Genomic DNA, 16,064 nt, shown 5'->3' on the forward strand with positions numbered 1-16,064 from the left:
AACTTAATTAGAACGTAAAAGGGTACACCCCTCTATTAAAAGTGATAATTACTTTTGTTGGAGGGATGTACCTTTTTTGTTTCATTGAAAAAGGAGAGGCAATATATTTGGATATCTTTTTACTGACACCAACTAGGGAAGGGAATCGCATGTGGAAAAACACTTTACAAATTGCGGCTCCAGTATCTGCGTCCACTACTTGTTTAACAACGGATAATTGGCTTAAAGAGATACGTGAAAGTAAACATAAAGCTGTACCTACGTCGCTTCTCTTTATTGTTAATTTACACTCATTGTTAAATGACGAAGCTGTATTACAGTTTATAAAAGAATATAACATTTCCGTAGTTTGTATAGACTCTGACTTGCAAAAAGTTGATTCAGGTGAACTTATTAATAAGGGAGTCAAAGCACTAGCTAATAAGCATATCTCTATTGATAAGATTAGCGAGATTATAAGAATTGTCGCTAATGGCGGAATTTATATCGAAACGGAAAAAGAGGATAGACCACTTTTTGTTAAATAGCTCTAATTTTTGCTATAAGGTTTCTGAAGACGCAAGTTTATTACCTGATTATAACTAGGCATACTTTCAATTTGTTTTAGAAGGTTTAACCATAATAAATGACCAAGTGTACAAGGACTCTCATATTAGGGGTATCTCTATACTGGCTGAAAAATATGTAGTTGAGGAATCAATGGTAGAAGAAATCAGTGTAGAAGAATATAAAGCAGTACCAGATAACTATTTAGAAAAAGAGCAGGAATCGGAATGATACATTTTATTATCTATGGAATTTACATATTGGCCGCTACAATACTAATTTTATTAGGCCACAGAGAAACAGCAAAAAGAGAAGATAAAATTCTGCACGAAGCATTTGCATTTGTTTTATTACCGTTCTATTTAATTATAATGATTTTTAGCTTTGTAGTTTTATTAATACCGACTAGCCCACCTATACTTTACATTGCTCAAGAACTTATCTTTAAATTTTATGTTTTTTTATTTGCGCTTTACCCATTTTATTATATTTTAAAGAACATAAATTTACATACGAAAAGAAATAGATTATAAAAAAGATTATTATGAGGGGGTAATGGTCATGAATGAGCAATCTATTCCAATCAAAGAAAATAACTATAGCTGCTCTCTTAACTTAATTCATACTCAGTTACATAATAATCCACAAGCTAGTAAGGAATTAATACTTTACTTATATTATTATTCGGGAATGCTATTAAGAAAATTACAGTACAGTATTAGAGAAACTGAATTTGCCTCATATGTACGTCGTCTAACTAAGGATATCTCTCTTATTGAAGAAAATGAAAGTAGATCCCCATATCTTTTGTTTAAGTTTATTAGAGATATTCATACTATAGAGTGTCTTTCTAAAAGAGAAAATCATCAATCCTTTTTAGAAGATATATCTTTAATTTTACATAATAAACAGAAGGCGAATAAAGGGCCGAGCAGTGGAGCTTAATATATGCTGAGATTATAATTTACTTTCTATAGTAAATTATAAAATTCTGATACAATTAAATAATGAGTAAGACATATAATAAAATTCATTTGTAATGAAGAGGTTGCTAAAATTTCGATTACTACAACTATAGAGTAGTTGTTCTTAATATAGGGCTTCCGAAAAACTCAAGATATGAATAGTTAATAGGCTTTTTAAAAGCTAAATTAATTATAAGGAAACTTAAGGAGAAGATCTAAATGGTTGGCCTAAAAAGCGTTGAAGAGTCAAATATTCATGTAGGTAATCTTGTAGAAAGATTTTTAGAAAGCAGTAAGATTAAAAAAGGTAATCTAGCGGTTAGTATGGGGATTTCTAGAAATAGTTTAACTCAGTTACTTCAAAACGAGGTTTGGTCAGACGAAGTAATAATGCAGTTTATCAATTCAGTAAATGAACTTACACCAAATGATGATTTGCTAAATAGTCTAAAACTATTCCCGATTGGTATTCCTGCATTTTTAGAAGTTGGAAAGAGTGTAGTAAATGGATTGGTTGGTAGGACCATAAAGGTTGGCCTTAAACACATTTTTACAGAAGTCATAAAGCAACATGAGTTCAAAGAAAATCTTGTTGTAGATGGATCATTAGGTCAAGGGAATGCGGCGAGAAGTGTATGGATAGGGATGCGTGATAATCGAATATCTAAGAATGGATTTAGTGAAGGTGTGTACATCGTACTTCTATTTGATTCAAAAGGTGAATTTGCATATCTATCAATTGCTTTTGCGGTATCTGATAAAGAAGAGGATATGTTAGAAGCAATGGCTGCCGTATCTGCTACAAAGATTATGGAAGTGATTGAGGGAGATGTAAGATACAAAGGTATACAGCCAGGCTCTATCGATTTAGGTGATACAGCTGGTACAACAGCAGAAAAATATGAGAAGTCAGTGATAGTCTCGAAGAAGTATGCCGTAAAAGATATACATAAAGCAGTACTAGAAGAAGATTTAAGTCTAATGCTAGAGTTATTTTATGACTTCATTTTCGAAGATTACTTTGAAGTATTAGAACTTACCTTATTAGAGGATAAAGAGGGTAATGAAGAAAAAGCTTCTAAAAATAAATCGAATAAAAAAAGTAAAACAAATTCAACGATTGACCCTGAAACGCATAAAAAGTTGCTAGCAGCAAGGGAAGAACATAATAATAGAATAGGAAGAGAAGCTGAAGCGTTTATTTATAATCTTGAGATTTCTAACTTAAAAAAAGCAGGATATGGTAATCACATTCATTTAGTAAAACATGTTTCTAAAGAAAAAGATGGCTTAGGTTATGACATAGAAAGTATTGAGATAGATTCTTCGGGGAATATTAAAAACAAATACTTGGAAGTAAAGGGTAGTTCCTTGGGAGGGAATAATGAATTTACATTCTACTTATCTAAAAGAGAATTAGCCGTTGCAAAAGAATTAAAAGGTAATTATCGTTTAGTATTTGTAGAATATGTTGGTTATGAAAAGCAAAGGATTTTTGATGAAATAATTCCTTTTGGCAAAGAAGAAGAGAAGCGAATTGAAATGAAACCGATTATGTATAAGTGTAAATTTAAAAAGTAAAGGGACCTTAAAAGGTCCCTTTTTATATTTAATCACATTCTAATTTAGTTCATTCCATTATGATGTATACCTCTATTTTGCTAAGAAGCTAAAGTACAATTTGACTCTTTCTCCGTTAAAAATAAAAGCTTTTAATTTATATAAATTCACCAAATTTTTCTGATTTCCACTTATGGATTGCATGTTTATTACGCTCAAATACTTTTTGAAGATAAATCATAGTAGTATCAATTTTCTCGTGTCCTAAAGATCTCATAATCTGATATACATCAATGCCATTTTGTTGAGAAATGATAGCAAATGCATGGCGAAAAACGTGAGGGGTTATGGTAACCTCTGTATCACCTAATGTCTGAGCTTTTATCTTTTGAATTTCCTTTTTTACGTATTGTGATAAATAAGGAGGGGTATAGGCGTTTCCTGTATTAGTTGTAAACAAAGGGCTATCTCCGTTTGCTACGTCGAGTGAGGTAAGTCCCCTGGCATTCCGTAATAACAAAATACTATCAAGTACTTTTGACTTTACTGGTATGTCTCTCCGTTTGTTCCCTTTCCCAGTAACTGCTAGGTACCATCCACCATTAATTGTATCCCGCTTCAAATCTTTGACTTTAAGTGTACAAAACTCTTCATTACGCATTCCGGTTGTCGTAAGTATATGTACTATCGCAAACATCACATGATGCTGCATATCTTGAAATTTCCGAAGTAACTTTACAACATCTTCAGGCCCCAGGTCTCTATTAGGCCTATCATCTTTTTTCGTATATATAATTTTTAGACCCTGTTCAAGTTGTTCCGTAATATAATCTGCTTCATGTAAAAAACGAAAGAACGAGCGTAAGATTGTTGTTTTTCTTTCTAATGTGGCAGTAGCGTAGGAGCCATTTCTCCTAACATATGGGCTAGATGTTTGTAACCATTCCTGGTATTTGCGTATATGTCGAGGTTGTAGCGATTTAAATATCGAACCTTCCACAATTTCTTCTATATCTAAATTAAATTCAGAACCATGAGCCAGGAGAGCTTCAATAAATTGTTGCAATTCACGTTGATATTCTTTTGTACTTCTTTTAGTACGGCCATCCGATTTCCTTAAATGCTTATTTTCGTGTAAAAACCAATTGACCATATCCTTGTCGTTAAAATAGACATATTTAGATTGATGTTCTTTTTCAGCTTGATCAATCCTTAATTGCAAATCATTCATGTCTACAGAGTCAGACAATTCTAAATTGTTTCGAATTTTTAAGCTACTAGTGGATTGCTCACTTAAAATCGCCAAAATTACACACCTTTCTATAATTTATTTTTATTATTTATCTATATTATAAACTACCTTTCTATTTATATAAAATATAGCTAACATAAAAAAATGGTCTATTTGTTAATGTTGATTATACATTATATAAATTATGATATTTATTATTTATATAATAAATATTGAATAGTAAATTTGGCAGTTATATAATGAAAGGGAATTATTTCATTTGTAATTTTTTAATTCATTGGAAGGAAAATTCTTATTTCTTTCTTTGGAAAGGAAAATAGATATGAAGCGAAGGGGGTTGGGGGTTTTTTTGATGGTTTTAATAACACTATATAATAGAAGAAACTCAAAATTTTTTAGCGGGAATGAGGAAAAGAAATGATAGCAGAATTTGAACAAGATGCACAGCAACCCTTTTTAGGAAATTTCAAGGTAGATACTAAGGAATACCTGGATTTAATCATTGATCACATCCCTGAAATTAAACAAAACACTTTACACATGATTTTCATACCTTTTTTATTACTTATTACAGGTTATATTGGTTCAAACATTGAATCGCCATATATAACGCTGTTTTTCTTTTGCCTATTTTTGATAATTTCGTTGCTATTAGCATTTTTCTCTCTTTCCTACATGATCAAAGATATGCTTCAAGAATTAGGGGTTTTTTTTGTTAAATAACAAATTGAACGACAGGAAAGAGGAGAATGTAAAAAATGATAACACCAAATAATAATGATATAAATTGCGCTATCCGAGTTACTCCTACACAGGTAGATAATATTTCAATTAGGAATATGTCTAATCTATATAAAGAACATTTGAAATGGGACGTTACGGTTTTCCAACATGCAATAAAAGTCGTCCCTTATAACGGATTAGAAGACCTAGGACCTTTGTGGAAGGATACCAATTTTCGTAGCTGGATGTATAAATTAATTTCTACATATCCTCAATACCTCTTTTTTCTAGAAGATAATGAGAAAGGGGTAGACTTAGCCTTGGCTTGTTTAGGAACAGTTGTTAATTCCAGAAACATTATAGATGGCACGCTCATCAATAATTTATATATGGAGCCAAAAATGAAACAATTCCTGGTTGACTCATTGGAGACATTAATGCAAGAACACAATGTCCCATTGAAATCTATACATGGTCTCTATATGAAAATACTAGCCATCCCTAATAAACCTCTGAGGAGTGGGGAGAATTAATGAAACCCTTTTGAAGGGACTCTGGTTATAAGCACTTTACTAAGGTATCTACAATGAACAACAGATTAATCTAACATTAGAAACTTATATCATGACTATCATTTCATTTATTGAAAGATGATTTGGTTATGGTATTGTAAAAAGTATATATAAGGACTTAGAATAGCGAGGGATAATATGGTTTATCAAGATAGTGATTACTATACAAAAGAAGAGGTTGCGAAGTTACTGAATATCGCAGAATCTACAGTCTATAGATATGCTGAACAAGGAAAAATTCAAGCTGAACCAAATCCTTACAGAATGAAGAAATCGACGAGATATACAAAAGAATCTGTGGAACAATTCCTGCAATCAAAAAAAGCTGACGGAATAACCGTAGATGACTTAGCAAAAAAGTTAAAAATATCAAAAGCGAGAATTTATCAGTTGCTTCAACAAAACGATGATTTAGACGTTATAAAAATCCCTTATGGGGTTAATAATTATAAATATTTAATCCCTGAATCAACTCAAAAAGCGATAAGTAAGCAATTGAGAAAGAAAAAGAGCAAAGGTGCAAAGAAAGATTTTTACAATTCTCAATACAACATTGCGTTATTCCAACTCTTTAAAAATGATTACGGAAAATTCTATCGTATCTTTAAAAATGAAAGTAATGAATGGGGCTTATATTTGAATGGCTCTAATAACTTTGTAGATTTTAAAACATCATTGGAAGCGTTAAAGATTGAGCCATCATATACCCTTAATAATAGAAGCAGCCTCAAAAGTAATGGTTACGGCCATTTTGAGATACCTAAAAATGAGTCCGGTTTTTCGTTCATTGATTATTTCTACCAGCATATAGGTATTAATAATATGTTTGTAAACGAAAAAAACGAAACGATTGAATTATTTCTAAAAGAAATTAATATCCCAATTGATAAATGTCCATTACCTAATGATGTATCTTTAGATATTATTACTAGTATTGAGGGAGATATCTATATAGATGAGAATAATCTTCATATTTTAAAAGGTCATAAATCCATTACGTTGTCGCTAAGTCTTCCAACAATTAAGCTGCTCCAATCATTTGTAGAGAGCCACGATTTAACTGCGAGCGAGGTAACAGAAAACGCAATTCTCGAATATATAAAAAAACAACAAGAGTAGAAAGAGAACGATCCTGCTTATCCCAGATGCACTGAATCAACAAATGGATAATGAAATCATAGGTATGGCATCCCACATGAACTCAAATACATGAAGACTCAAGCAAACTAACCGTATTACCTCACGGCAGCATAATGCCCTCTTAAATACATTAGTAAACAGCTATCTAGTTTAATGCTATCACCAGCACAGCGCCACAGACTGATTACTAGCATACAAAGCAATCTTTCATTAATCAATTTGAACTCGTTGACATACTGGATGACCTACAATGAAAACAGTTGAAAAACCCTCTAACCGTTATGGCTAGGGGGAATTTTTTTGACAAAAGTATTTAAAAGAAGAATCAAAAGTTATTAGGAGCGAAAATAAAAAGTTTTTTCTTTAATTGATATGCTATAATATTTATTAAATGTAAAAAATAGGAGTACTACTATGAAAAAATATATATTATTTTCGGGTTTATTATCCTTACTATTACTAACTGCATGTGGCAATAATGAAGAAAAAGCTGAACCAGTGCCATTACCAGCTCAAACAGAGTCTGAAGAATCAGCACCAGCTGAAGAAGTAGTAAATGAATCAAATGATGTTGATTTCAAAGAAATGATTAGCGACAATATGCGTGAAAGCGATAAATTAACTAAATTTAGTAATAAAGGGAATGAAATTAAAGCCACGATTAACTTAGCTGAAAGTCAATTTTTAAGCAAAAAAGATTTGGCTGAATCTGCATATTCCGCTATTGGAGAAATCTTGTTGGGAGTAGAAGATTGGCGAGTATTGACAATTAACTTTGAAGATGTGGGCGAAGTATCTTTTAATAGGGATGAAGCAGAAAAAAACGAAAATGGCTCATTTTTCCCCACTGCAGAAATTGCAAAAAGGTTAGGAAATATATAAAGTAGCTTATATGACTGCCTTTTTTTGTTGGATAGAAAAAAACGGTTTAAATAAATGGTCTTTACAGGCGTTTAAAAATTTACTTAATGGTATTTATCCTATATGATTCAAAATCTCCTACAAGCTAAATAAACACTTTATATAACCTTAATATTATTTATTTCAAAAAAAGGATTAATCTACAACAAAATTAGACAGTTTCAGTTTTAAATCTACGGGCTTTTTATTAACATTAAGTTTTAGGTTAGAGATAAGTAGCTTGCTAATGTATAGTGGAAAATTAAGTGGAAAAACCTTGCATTAAACGCGGTGGTATTAACTTTAAAGCATTTAATAACTAATTATTATATCTTCTAGAAACCATCGCCTAGATTTTATTTCGTCTGCTATAAAAGTATTTAAATCACTTAATTTATTTGTTATAGTAAATGGTATAGAAACGCCACTTCAGAAAGATCTTAGTATTAATTATGATGTGGTCCAGGGTTTCTTAGAATGCCCGCCTATTGACCCCAAGATATCCCTATTTATTTAGATACTAAAAACTAACTATATACTAATGTAGGAAAACCCTACTGATTACGATAGCTTTTTTGCTATGTACTCAGTAGGGTTTTTCTTTTTGGAGATTTTTCTCCTCATTATAAACCACTATCTCAATAGGAGGTGAAAGGTTCAAAAAAGGAAACTAAATAAAAAAGCAGGGAGCAGAGGAAATGAACAAAAAAAGTATCGTAAAAGCAGCAGCACTTTCTACAGCTATTATTATTGGGACTACATCAGTAGCAGCTACAATGACGGTTAATTCAGCTACAGCTGATGCAGCCACAACATATATAGTGAAGAGCGGAAAGTTAATAGTTAAGAGTACTGGAAAGGCAGCAAGTGGTTATGTCACTTATAAAAGTGTACTTTATAACAATGGAGCAAAGTTTACAGGCTTATATAAGGATAAATACTATAAGAGCGGTGCTTTAGCCACAGGGACTTATAAAAGCAAATATTATTCAAAAGGAACGCTATTCACCGGCATTAAAAGTAGTAAGTATTATAAAAGCGGTGTATTAGCTACTGCTACTTATAAAAATAAATTTTATAAAGAAGGCGTGCTATTTACTGGTGTATATCAAGATAAATACTACAGTAAGGGCGTTCTAACTACAGGTATATATAAGAGCAAGTATTACAAAAATGGGGTACTAGCTACTGGTACTTATAAAGGGAAGTACTATAAAAATGGGGAAGCCTATACCGGCTACCATGTGAGTAGCGGTAAGTTGTATAAAGGAGCTAGCCTAGCTAAAGGGACTGTACAATATGAGGATCTCTATTATATTAATGGCGTATTAGCTGAACTTGTATCTTTTGATGCTGATGATGCGTATAACGGTAAAGTAACCTTAAAAGATAGTAAAGGAAAAGTTGTTAATCCATTTGAAGATGGTTATTATCTTTTAATTTCAGGTACTTACAAACTTACTGTAAAAGCAAATGGTTACGCAACCTATACTAAGACCATTAAAATCAACGCTGCAAATCAAGAAGAATCTATCTCATATAGTATGGATGAAAGTAACGAATCTCTTGATGAAGATGATGAATCTGTAGATGATGATAGCTCTTATGAAGAAGATGATGACAGTTCTTACGAAGAAGACGATGATAGCTATGATGATGAGGATGACGATAGCTATGATGATGAAGACGATGAGTCTATAGATGAAGATGATAGTGCTTCTGACGATGACTCCATCTCTGATGATGCTGATTCAATTACTTATGTTGAGTTTGAAGCAGATGATGCTTATCGAGAGAAAATTGTCATAAAGTCTAAAAATGGTAGCATAGTAACGCCAAAATCTTCAGGTAAGTATCAATTATCTCCTGGCACTTACTCTTATACAATTACTGCTCCAGGTTATAAAACTGTTTCTGGAAAATTCACAGTGAGCGGTGGGGAAGAAACTATTCTTTTCACAATGATGAATGACTAAATGAAAGAATAGCAAAGAACATTATTGGTGCATTTTCTTAAATATAAGCATATCAAAAGGCCCTAGACCTTTGATATGCTTTCCTAATCAAATGTTTTATAGATGAAAATTTAGAAATCTATAATACAAAATAAATATATCCATAGTGAAAAATCACACTTCAAATATAAATATTGTTAGTATATAGTTATTTAAAAATAAGAAAGAGTGAAAAACTATGGTACAGTATTTCTTTGATCAAAACAATAATTTTCAATGGGCAAGTATAGCTGCAATAATCTCTTTTTTAGCACTTTGTTCTACTTCAATTTCTATATACCTGACAAACGTACAGGGTAAAAAAAATAGAAAATCCAATACGTTAATAAATTTACGAATTGAAGAATTTAAAGAGTTAAAAATGGAATCTAATGATTTAGTATCCATCATAAATAATTATATAAACGATAGAAACTTTAGAAATGTTATTGGCGTTAAGTCAATCTCACCCGAGGATCCGATAAAAAAAGAATTGTCTTTACACTTTAATAAGATAGAAGGTAAGTTATATAGGAAAGACTTGTATCAAGGGGATTTTTCAATAGCTATAAGTACTTGTCTAATAAAACTGCTTCATTTAACTAATACACAGGAATTAACCGATATAATGGTAATCTTTATGCAAGCGCAAAAGGAATACTTCCAAAGGGAATACAACGATATTGATAATAAATTATAAATTTTATTTTTAAGTTTCTTTACTAATAAAATTCATATATAAGTAAAAAAACCTGACTCTGAAAAACTTCTACCCTGTCGTCAATGATGAGAGGGGTTTTTTAATTCCTAAAAATATACCTTCTGACAAATGAACAATACATGGATTAATTAAGGTATACATATTGAATAATTGGAGTAAAAATTACCTATAGGCATAATAGATATAATAGTTATATTATACTTAAAATGTTACAATAAATATAATGATACATTACATAACATTTTTTCAAACCTATTAAAAGTGTGTAATATGAGGGGGATTAAGTAGTGGTTAAGTATAAATGCATTGAATTGAGAGTAAACAATGGAAGATTGGAAGATTTTGATAAGTTACGTGACATTGAGCAAAAAAAGCTACGAAATGGTGATGTTGTTTATATTTACAGAGGAACAAAATCAAAAAAACTTTATATAGGTCAATCAACACAGTTCTTTGATAGACATAGACAACATTATAGTGGAAACGAAGAAAAGTTTAATGTTGCTGACTTTGACCAAGTAATGATTCTCTTCTCAACCTATTTCCACGGAAGTGCTATAAAGGATGTTGAAAACCAGTTGATATCCTATTTTAAAGCAGACAATCCAAAGTCAAAAAAACAGCAAATTCAATTCGATAATGATGAGATTATTAATGGGACTAATGGTGATAGTATCAATGTCTATACAGAACGAGAAAAGGTCTCTTTTGAAGTTCTTTTGCCTTTTTGGGAGAATGAATTATATCCAAAGGGTTGGGTTAGAACACCCACACTAAAAGAGTTGAGAAATAAAGCTTTAGTTAAATATAGCCCAATCAAAGTATTGACACCACAACAAATGGACATTCTAGAAGAGATTAAAACAAACGATAATAAAAGCTTTGTAATTAACGGTGATGCAGGAACAGGTAAAACTGTGTTACTAACACATTTAGTTGCGAAGTTTATGATAGACAAACCTAAACATAGAATAGCAGTCGTATTACAACCTAACTGGATTAAGACGGCAAAAGAAATATTTAGCGTGTATGGAATGTACAACAGTAATTTAACAATTGCTAGCTCTACACAATTGATTAACGCTGGGGAAAATTTTGATACTATTATTGTAGATGAATCTCATAAGCTTTCTAGAAAGTTCTCCAAGCAAATGGCATCTTTTAATAAAGTGTATAAAGGAAAATTTGCTAATGATGAGAATCATTTGGATGCATTAAAACAATTAGGTAAACAAGTTGTATTAATGTATGATGTACTACAAGCTATTCGACCTGCTAATATAACCCGTTTGCAATTTAATAGGGCAACTAAAGACTTTGAAAAAAGATATTTAAAAACACAGTTTAGGATTAAGACCCCCCTAGGAAAAAGCTATACATCAGAAGACTTTGTAAATGGTATAAAATATCTTTTGTATAAGGATACAGGTTTATTAGAAGAAACAAGTTTTAATCCTGATTTTGATAGATCTATTTTCCAAGACCCTGATATTGATGCATATTTTGGTTTTTTCGAGGAAGAACCTTTAAAAAGTCTATTTGATTGGATTGAAGAAGACAGGAATTTTCACTCTGAAAATATAAATCGTGTATTGGGAGGATTAGTTGAACCTTGGAAGCAAGCAGATGGCAAAAATCCAACTATCATGCACTGGTATGAAGGTGATATTGAAAAAAGTTGGAATTCTACACAAGAGAATTGGATTAATTCAGATGGTGCTGAAGAGCAGGTAGGTTCTGTATTTGCTGTTCAAGGTATCGATTTAAATAAAGTTGGTGTTTTAATCGGAAATGATTTACAAGTTGATGATAATGGATGTTTATTTGGAAATCCAGCTAATTTTCATAATGTAAATGGGAAATTTTCTAAGGATGATGAAAATCCAGAAAATGCACGCGAGTTTACCTTATTTGTTTTGAATATTTACTACATCTTGATGACAAGAGGAATTGATGGTATACGGCTCGGATTTTGGAAAAACGAAGAATTCAAAAAATATATGTTAGAAACATTGGAAATCAAACAAGCATCTAAGATTTTATAAGTCCTGTTTGTTTGAAGTTCTAACCTCTCAACCTTAAAGCCACACAGGGTTATAAATAGGCTAACCTTAAAAACCTACTAGATAGTAGGTTTTTTAATTTGTTGTCTTCCATAGCTAATCAACTATCTATATTTTCCATATATCTTTGCAAGATAAATCAACAAACCATTCATCTATGCTATATAGATGAATGGCTTCCTTGGATTACACTGGTCAAGAGTTTGGTGATCTCACTAAGTTCTAGTAGGCCTCAGATTAATGAGGATGATTGAATTCTCCTATAGTGTAAAATACCCCATCTCTATTAATCCATTGGTATTATTAATTAGATAAAAATTTGAAAATAGTATAAAAATAAACATAAATTAAAAGGTAAAGTAGTTGGCTGACAATTCTAGATGTTTAGATTGCAGAATAATCAAAAATTTATTGTTTTTTTCAGATGCAAAGAATAAAACTAATGGATTTACCTAAGGAGATTGTATAAATATCAGGAAGAAAGAATATTCAAAAATACGTATATACCATGAAATAAAAACAACAAGAGGAATTTACCTAATTATCAATAAATAAGGCGAAATCTATAATTTTTTATTTTAAGAAACAAATATATGCGCCTTATGAAGATTCAATTTACAGTCGTCGGGCATTATAACAGTTATTTTTTTGAAAAAATAGTCTTTATTTCTATTTTTGCTATTGATAATATAGTTAATAAAATAATAAGTAAAAAATAACCATCAAAACATTAATAAGGTAATATATGATTCTTTTTATTTTTTGAATAAAAATACAAAAGAACATAATTAACTAATATTTTTCATAATTATGTAATTCATTAAAAGTTCAGTTATTTGTTAACCAAAAATTTGATCGGAGGGATATTAGATGTTTCCTACCTTAGAAACAGATAGGTTAATTTTAAGAGAAATCACGTATGATGATGCACAAGAGATTTTTTCCTGTTTCTCCAACCATGATTTGTTACGTTATTATGGCCAAGAACCACTAGAGTCAATTGAACAAGCCAAGGGATTAGTAGATTTTTTTGCTAAAAGTTTTGAAGAGAAAAAAGGAATTCGATGGGGAATTGAAGTTAAGGGAGAGAAAAGATTAATCGGAAGTGTTGGATTTAATGCTTGGTCTCCTAAACACAAACGTGCGGAATTAGGATATGAAGTTCATCCTGATTATTGGAGAAAAGGCTATATGTCTGAAGCGGTAGAAAAAATTCTTTCTTTCGGTTCTCAAGACTTAGGTTTGACAAGGATTGGGGCAGTTGTGTTTATTGAGAACACTGCTTCAAACAATTTATTATCGAAGATGGGATTTGAACTAGAAGGAACTCTAAAAAATTACATGTATCAAAATGGTAAACCTTATGATACATTTGTTTATGGTTTTTTTCCAAAAAATAGTATTTGAAAATTTATGATTAAAGAGGAAAGGGCAGTTCAAAACATTGAGGGATGGAAGTACTTCAATTCAGGTATCAATAGTTCTGCCTCCCTTTAAAAACAAAAAGGTAGAGATTGTAAAAATTTCCCTCTTAATCGACAAAAGTACTAAGTATAAAAAAATTAAAAAATGGAGTAATGACATGAAATTGACTTATCCAAAAGATTCATCTCATATTAAAATCGACGACTATAATTTGGCAGACCCCAAACTTCATAGTGATGGAGATGTACATCTTATATTGCATGCAATGAGGGAAAGAGCACCAATTCATTGGACAGAAACAGAAAATGGATTAGGGTTTTGGTCTGTTACCAAATATAGTGATGTTAAAAATGTTTTAAGTAACCATAAGGAATTTTCCTCAGAAAGAGGAACTCTTCTTACATTATTAGGAACTGATGATCCTGCAGGTGGAAAACAAGTTACTGTTACAGACCCACCACGCCATGCTCAGTTAAGACGCCCTATGCAAAAAGGATTTACACACCACTCTTTAGAAAAACATATAAATGTTATCAAAAACGAAGTGCGTCAATTATTAAAACCAGCATTAGAAGGAGAGATAATAGACTTTGCTCAAGCTATGTTTTCTCTATCTACTGCCGTAGCGGGGGCTATTCTTGGACTACCAACTAGCGACTGGCCATTAATTACACAGTTAACCGCTATGTCAATCGCACCTGATGATTTGAAATATCAATTACCAGAAGGTCCTCAAGCAACGTTACAACATGCCCACCGAGAAATCTTCAGTTACTTTGAAGATCTCATTATGGAAAAAGAAAATTGGGAAGATGATGAGGTATTAGGCATATTATTGCACCAGACTATAGATGACGAGCCACTTGATTTTGGAGGAATTCTAGCAAACTGTTACTCCCTTTTATTAGGAGCGACGGTCACTACCCCTCATGTTCCAAGCGCAACTCTTTACACATTAATGGAGCGTGGTGGATATAAAGAATGGGCTAAACAGCCAGAATTCTTGAAATCTGGTATAGAAGAAGGCTTAAGATGGTCTTCACCTGCTAGTCACATTATGCGATATGCATTAAAAGATACAGAAATCAGAGGACAAAAAATTAAAAAAGGTGATGCTGTAGTATCATGGATTTCCTCTGCTAATCGAGATGAAGAAGTATTTGAAGATCCGTATACATTTAATTTTAGAAGAAAGAAAAATCCTCACATTTCTTTTGGGAGTGGGATTCACTATTGTATGGGACATTTAGCTGCCAGACAAACATTAGGTATTCTTTTTACTGAATTATTCGAAAAATTTGAGGATTTCGAATTATGCGGAGACATTGAACACCTTAGTTCAAATTTTATAGGTGGTATAAAACATTTTCCTATCAGAGGAAAGATAAAGAACACAGTTGGAATTTGATAGAAATTAAGGAGTAGTAGTTGTTCGATACATGCTAAAAAAGAAGAAATGGAGAGAAAACAAATGGAGTCCAAAACCTTAAATCTTTTATGCCTTCCATATGCAGGGGGGTCAGAGAATATATATTTTAATTGGAAGAAAAATATTATAAATGGCGTAAACGTTATCCCCATTGAACTGTCAGGAAGAGGAAGACTAATTCAACAACCCTTATATAAAAATATTGAGGAAGCAATAGAGGATATCTATAGAAAGAGTTATGATCACATCATTAATTCTCCATTTGCCCTTTTTGGCCATAGCATGGGAAGCATTATGGTATATGAGCTCGCAAAAAAAATAATAAAAGAAACAAAGAAGAAACCTGAGTTTCTTGTGTTTTCAGGCAAAAACCCTCCCCATGTGGGATTAGGTACTAATTATCATGAGCTACCTAATGATTTAATGTTACAGAAGCTTCAGGAATTAGGAGGGATTAAGCCGGAGTTTTCTAAATATCCTGAACTTTTGTCTTTATTCCTTCCTATTATTAGGTCTGATTTTAAATTGGTAGAAACCTACAAACATGCACCTTCCAACCCTTTTGATAGAGATATTTATATAATGCATGGTTCAGAAGATCCTATTACTAACGGATCTAGGCTAAAGGAATGGGATAACTACACAACCTCTAATTGTTTTTATAAAGAAATAGAGGGAGACCATTTTTTTATCGATACTAATTCAAAGGATGTTATTAAATATATAAACAGCTTATGCTCTAAATATTCAGTCTATTGTTAACAATCAAATTTT

The 16,064-nt window shown here is 31.6% G+C and carries 14 protein-coding genes; 13 read left to right on the plus strand and 1 reads right to left on the minus strand.

All coding sequences use genetic code 11. The features are described 5' to 3' along the window. The first annotated feature begins 107 nt into the window (after positions 1–107). The 3 genes from RST01_RS10350 to RST01_RS10360 all read left to right on the plus strand — a co-directional run bounded on the left by RST01_RS10350 (position 108) and on the right by RST01_RS10360 (position 3,092). The gene (locus RST01_RS10350) at positions 108–527 is read left to right on the plus strand and encodes a hypothetical protein (RefSeq protein ID WP_147196561.1); all 420 of its coding nucleotides are present in this window, start codon (positions 108–110) and stop codon (positions 525–527) included. Positions 528–1,107: 580 nt separating this feature from the next. Then, positions 1,108–1,491 carry a hypothetical protein gene (locus tag RST01_RS10355; protein ID WP_147196563.1) on the plus strand — a complete coding sequence of 128 codons (384 nt, stop codon included), beginning with the start codon at positions 1,108–1,110 and terminating at the stop codon, positions 1,489–1,491. Between the two features lie 239 nt (positions 1,492–1,730). Beyond that, complete coding sequence (locus tag RST01_RS10360; protein ID WP_147196565.1) at positions 1,731–3,092, plus strand: MrcB family domain-containing protein; 1,362 nt, start codon at positions 1,731–1,733, stop codon at positions 3,090–3,092. 136 nt (positions 3,093–3,228) lie between these two features. Here the strand turns inward: RST01_RS10360 and RST01_RS10365 are convergent, their stop codons facing one another. Next, positions 3,229–4,377, minus strand: a complete 1,149-nt coding sequence (locus RST01_RS10365) for a tyrosine-type recombinase/integrase (protein WP_244946698.1) — start codon at positions 4,375–4,377, stop codon at positions 3,229–3,231. 363 nt (positions 4,378–4,740) lie between these two features. Between RST01_RS10365 and RST01_RS10370 the strand changes: the two genes are divergently transcribed. From RST01_RS10370 to RST01_RS10415, 10 genes are all read left to right on the plus strand, one after another. Beyond that, positions 4,741–5,046, plus strand: a complete 306-nt coding sequence (locus tag RST01_RS10370; RefSeq protein ID WP_147196567.1) for a hypothetical protein — start codon at positions 4,741–4,743, stop codon at positions 5,044–5,046. A gap of 35 nt (positions 5,047–5,081) precedes the next feature. Further along, on the plus strand, positions 5,082–5,579 hold the full coding sequence (locus tag RST01_RS10375; protein ID WP_147196569.1) for a hypothetical protein: 498 nt from the start codon (positions 5,082–5,084) through the stop codon (positions 5,577–5,579). Between the two features lie 177 nt (positions 5,580–5,756). Beyond that, positions 5,757–6,737 (plus strand): helix-turn-helix domain-containing protein, encoded by a 981-nt coding sequence (locus RST01_RS10380; RefSeq protein WP_147196571.1) that lies wholly within the window; start codon positions 5,757–5,759, stop codon positions 6,735–6,737. A 435-nt stretch (positions 6,738–7,172) separates the two neighbouring features. Beyond that, the gene (locus RST01_RS10385; RefSeq protein WP_147196573.1) at positions 7,173–7,640 is read left to right on the plus strand and encodes a hypothetical protein; all 468 of its coding nucleotides are present in this window, start codon (positions 7,173–7,175) and stop codon (positions 7,638–7,640) included. Positions 7,641–8,356: 716 nt separating this feature from the next. Continuing rightward, the gene (locus RST01_RS10390) at positions 8,357–9,634 is read left to right on the plus strand and encodes a PEGA domain-containing protein (protein WP_147196575.1); all 1,278 of its coding nucleotides are present in this window, start codon (positions 8,357–8,359) and stop codon (positions 9,632–9,634) included. 217 nt (positions 9,635–9,851) lie between these two features. Continuing rightward, the gene (locus RST01_RS10395) at positions 9,852–10,352 is read left to right on the plus strand and encodes a hypothetical protein (protein WP_147196577.1); all 501 of its coding nucleotides are present in this window, start codon (positions 9,852–9,854) and stop codon (positions 10,350–10,352) included. Between the two features lie 308 nt (positions 10,353–10,660). Beyond that, positions 10,661–12,418, plus strand: a complete 1,758-nt coding sequence (locus RST01_RS10400) for a DUF2075 domain-containing protein (RefSeq protein WP_147196579.1) — start codon at positions 10,661–10,663, stop codon at positions 12,416–12,418. Between the two features lie 888 nt (positions 12,419–13,306). After that, positions 13,307–13,843: a GNAT family N-acetyltransferase gene (locus RST01_RS10405; RefSeq protein ID WP_147196581.1), complete on the plus strand. Its 537-nt coding sequence runs from the start codon at positions 13,307–13,309 to the stop codon at positions 13,841–13,843. Between the two features lie 175 nt (positions 13,844–14,018). After that, positions 14,019–15,269 (plus strand): cytochrome P450, encoded by a 1,251-nt coding sequence (locus RST01_RS10410; RefSeq protein WP_147196583.1) that lies wholly within the window; start codon positions 14,019–14,021, stop codon positions 15,267–15,269. Between the two features lie 63 nt (positions 15,270–15,332). After that, the gene (locus RST01_RS10415; protein WP_184117613.1) at positions 15,333–16,052 is read left to right on the plus strand and encodes a thioesterase II family protein; all 720 of its coding nucleotides are present in this window, start codon (positions 15,333–15,335) and stop codon (positions 16,050–16,052) included. The last annotated feature ends 12 nt before the right edge of the window (positions 16,053–16,064 follow it).

The organism is Rummeliibacillus stabekisii (assembly GCF_007988965.1).
GTDB classification, from domain to species: domain Bacteria; phylum Bacillota; class Bacilli; order Bacillales_A; family Planococcaceae; genus Rummeliibacillus; species Rummeliibacillus stabekisii.

What these genes read in the sequence shown, in the direction of transcription:
- RST01_RS10355 (WP_147196563.1), top strand. Translation starts at nt 1,108, where the DNA reads ATGAATGAGCAATCTATTCCAATCAAAGAAAATAACTATAGCTGCTCT.
- RST01_RS10360 (WP_147196565.1), top strand. Translation starts at nt 1,731, where the DNA reads ATGGTTGGCCTAAAAAGCGTTGAAGAGTCAAATATTCATGTAGGTAAT.
- RST01_RS10370 (WP_147196567.1), top strand. Translation starts at nt 4,741, where the DNA reads ATGATAGCAGAATTTGAACAAGATGCACAGCAACCCTTTTTAGGAAAT.
- RST01_RS10375 (WP_147196569.1), top strand. Translation starts at nt 5,082, where the DNA reads ATGATAACACCAAATAATAATGATATAAATTGCGCTATCCGAGTTACT.
- RST01_RS10380 (WP_147196571.1), top strand. Translation starts at nt 5,757, where the DNA reads ATGGTTTATCAAGATAGTGATTACTATACAAAAGAAGAGGTTGCGAAG.
- RST01_RS10385 (WP_147196573.1), top strand. Translation starts at nt 7,173, where the DNA reads ATGAAAAAATATATATTATTTTCGGGTTTATTATCCTTACTATTACTA.
- RST01_RS10390 (WP_147196575.1), top strand. Translation starts at nt 8,357, where the DNA reads ATGAACAAAAAAAGTATCGTAAAAGCAGCAGCACTTTCTACAGCTATT.
- RST01_RS10395 (WP_147196577.1), top strand. Translation starts at nt 9,852, where the DNA reads ATGGTACAGTATTTCTTTGATCAAAACAATAATTTTCAATGGGCAAGT.
- RST01_RS10405 (WP_147196581.1), top strand. Translation starts at nt 13,307, where the DNA reads ATGTTTCCTACCTTAGAAACAGATAGGTTAATTTTAAGAGAAATCACG.
- RST01_RS10410 (WP_147196583.1), top strand. Translation starts at nt 14,019, where the DNA reads ATGAAATTGACTTATCCAAAAGATTCATCTCATATTAAAATCGACGAC.
- RST01_RS10415 (WP_184117613.1), top strand. Translation starts at nt 15,333, where the DNA reads ATGGAGTCCAAAACCTTAAATCTTTTATGCCTTCCATATGCAGGGGGG.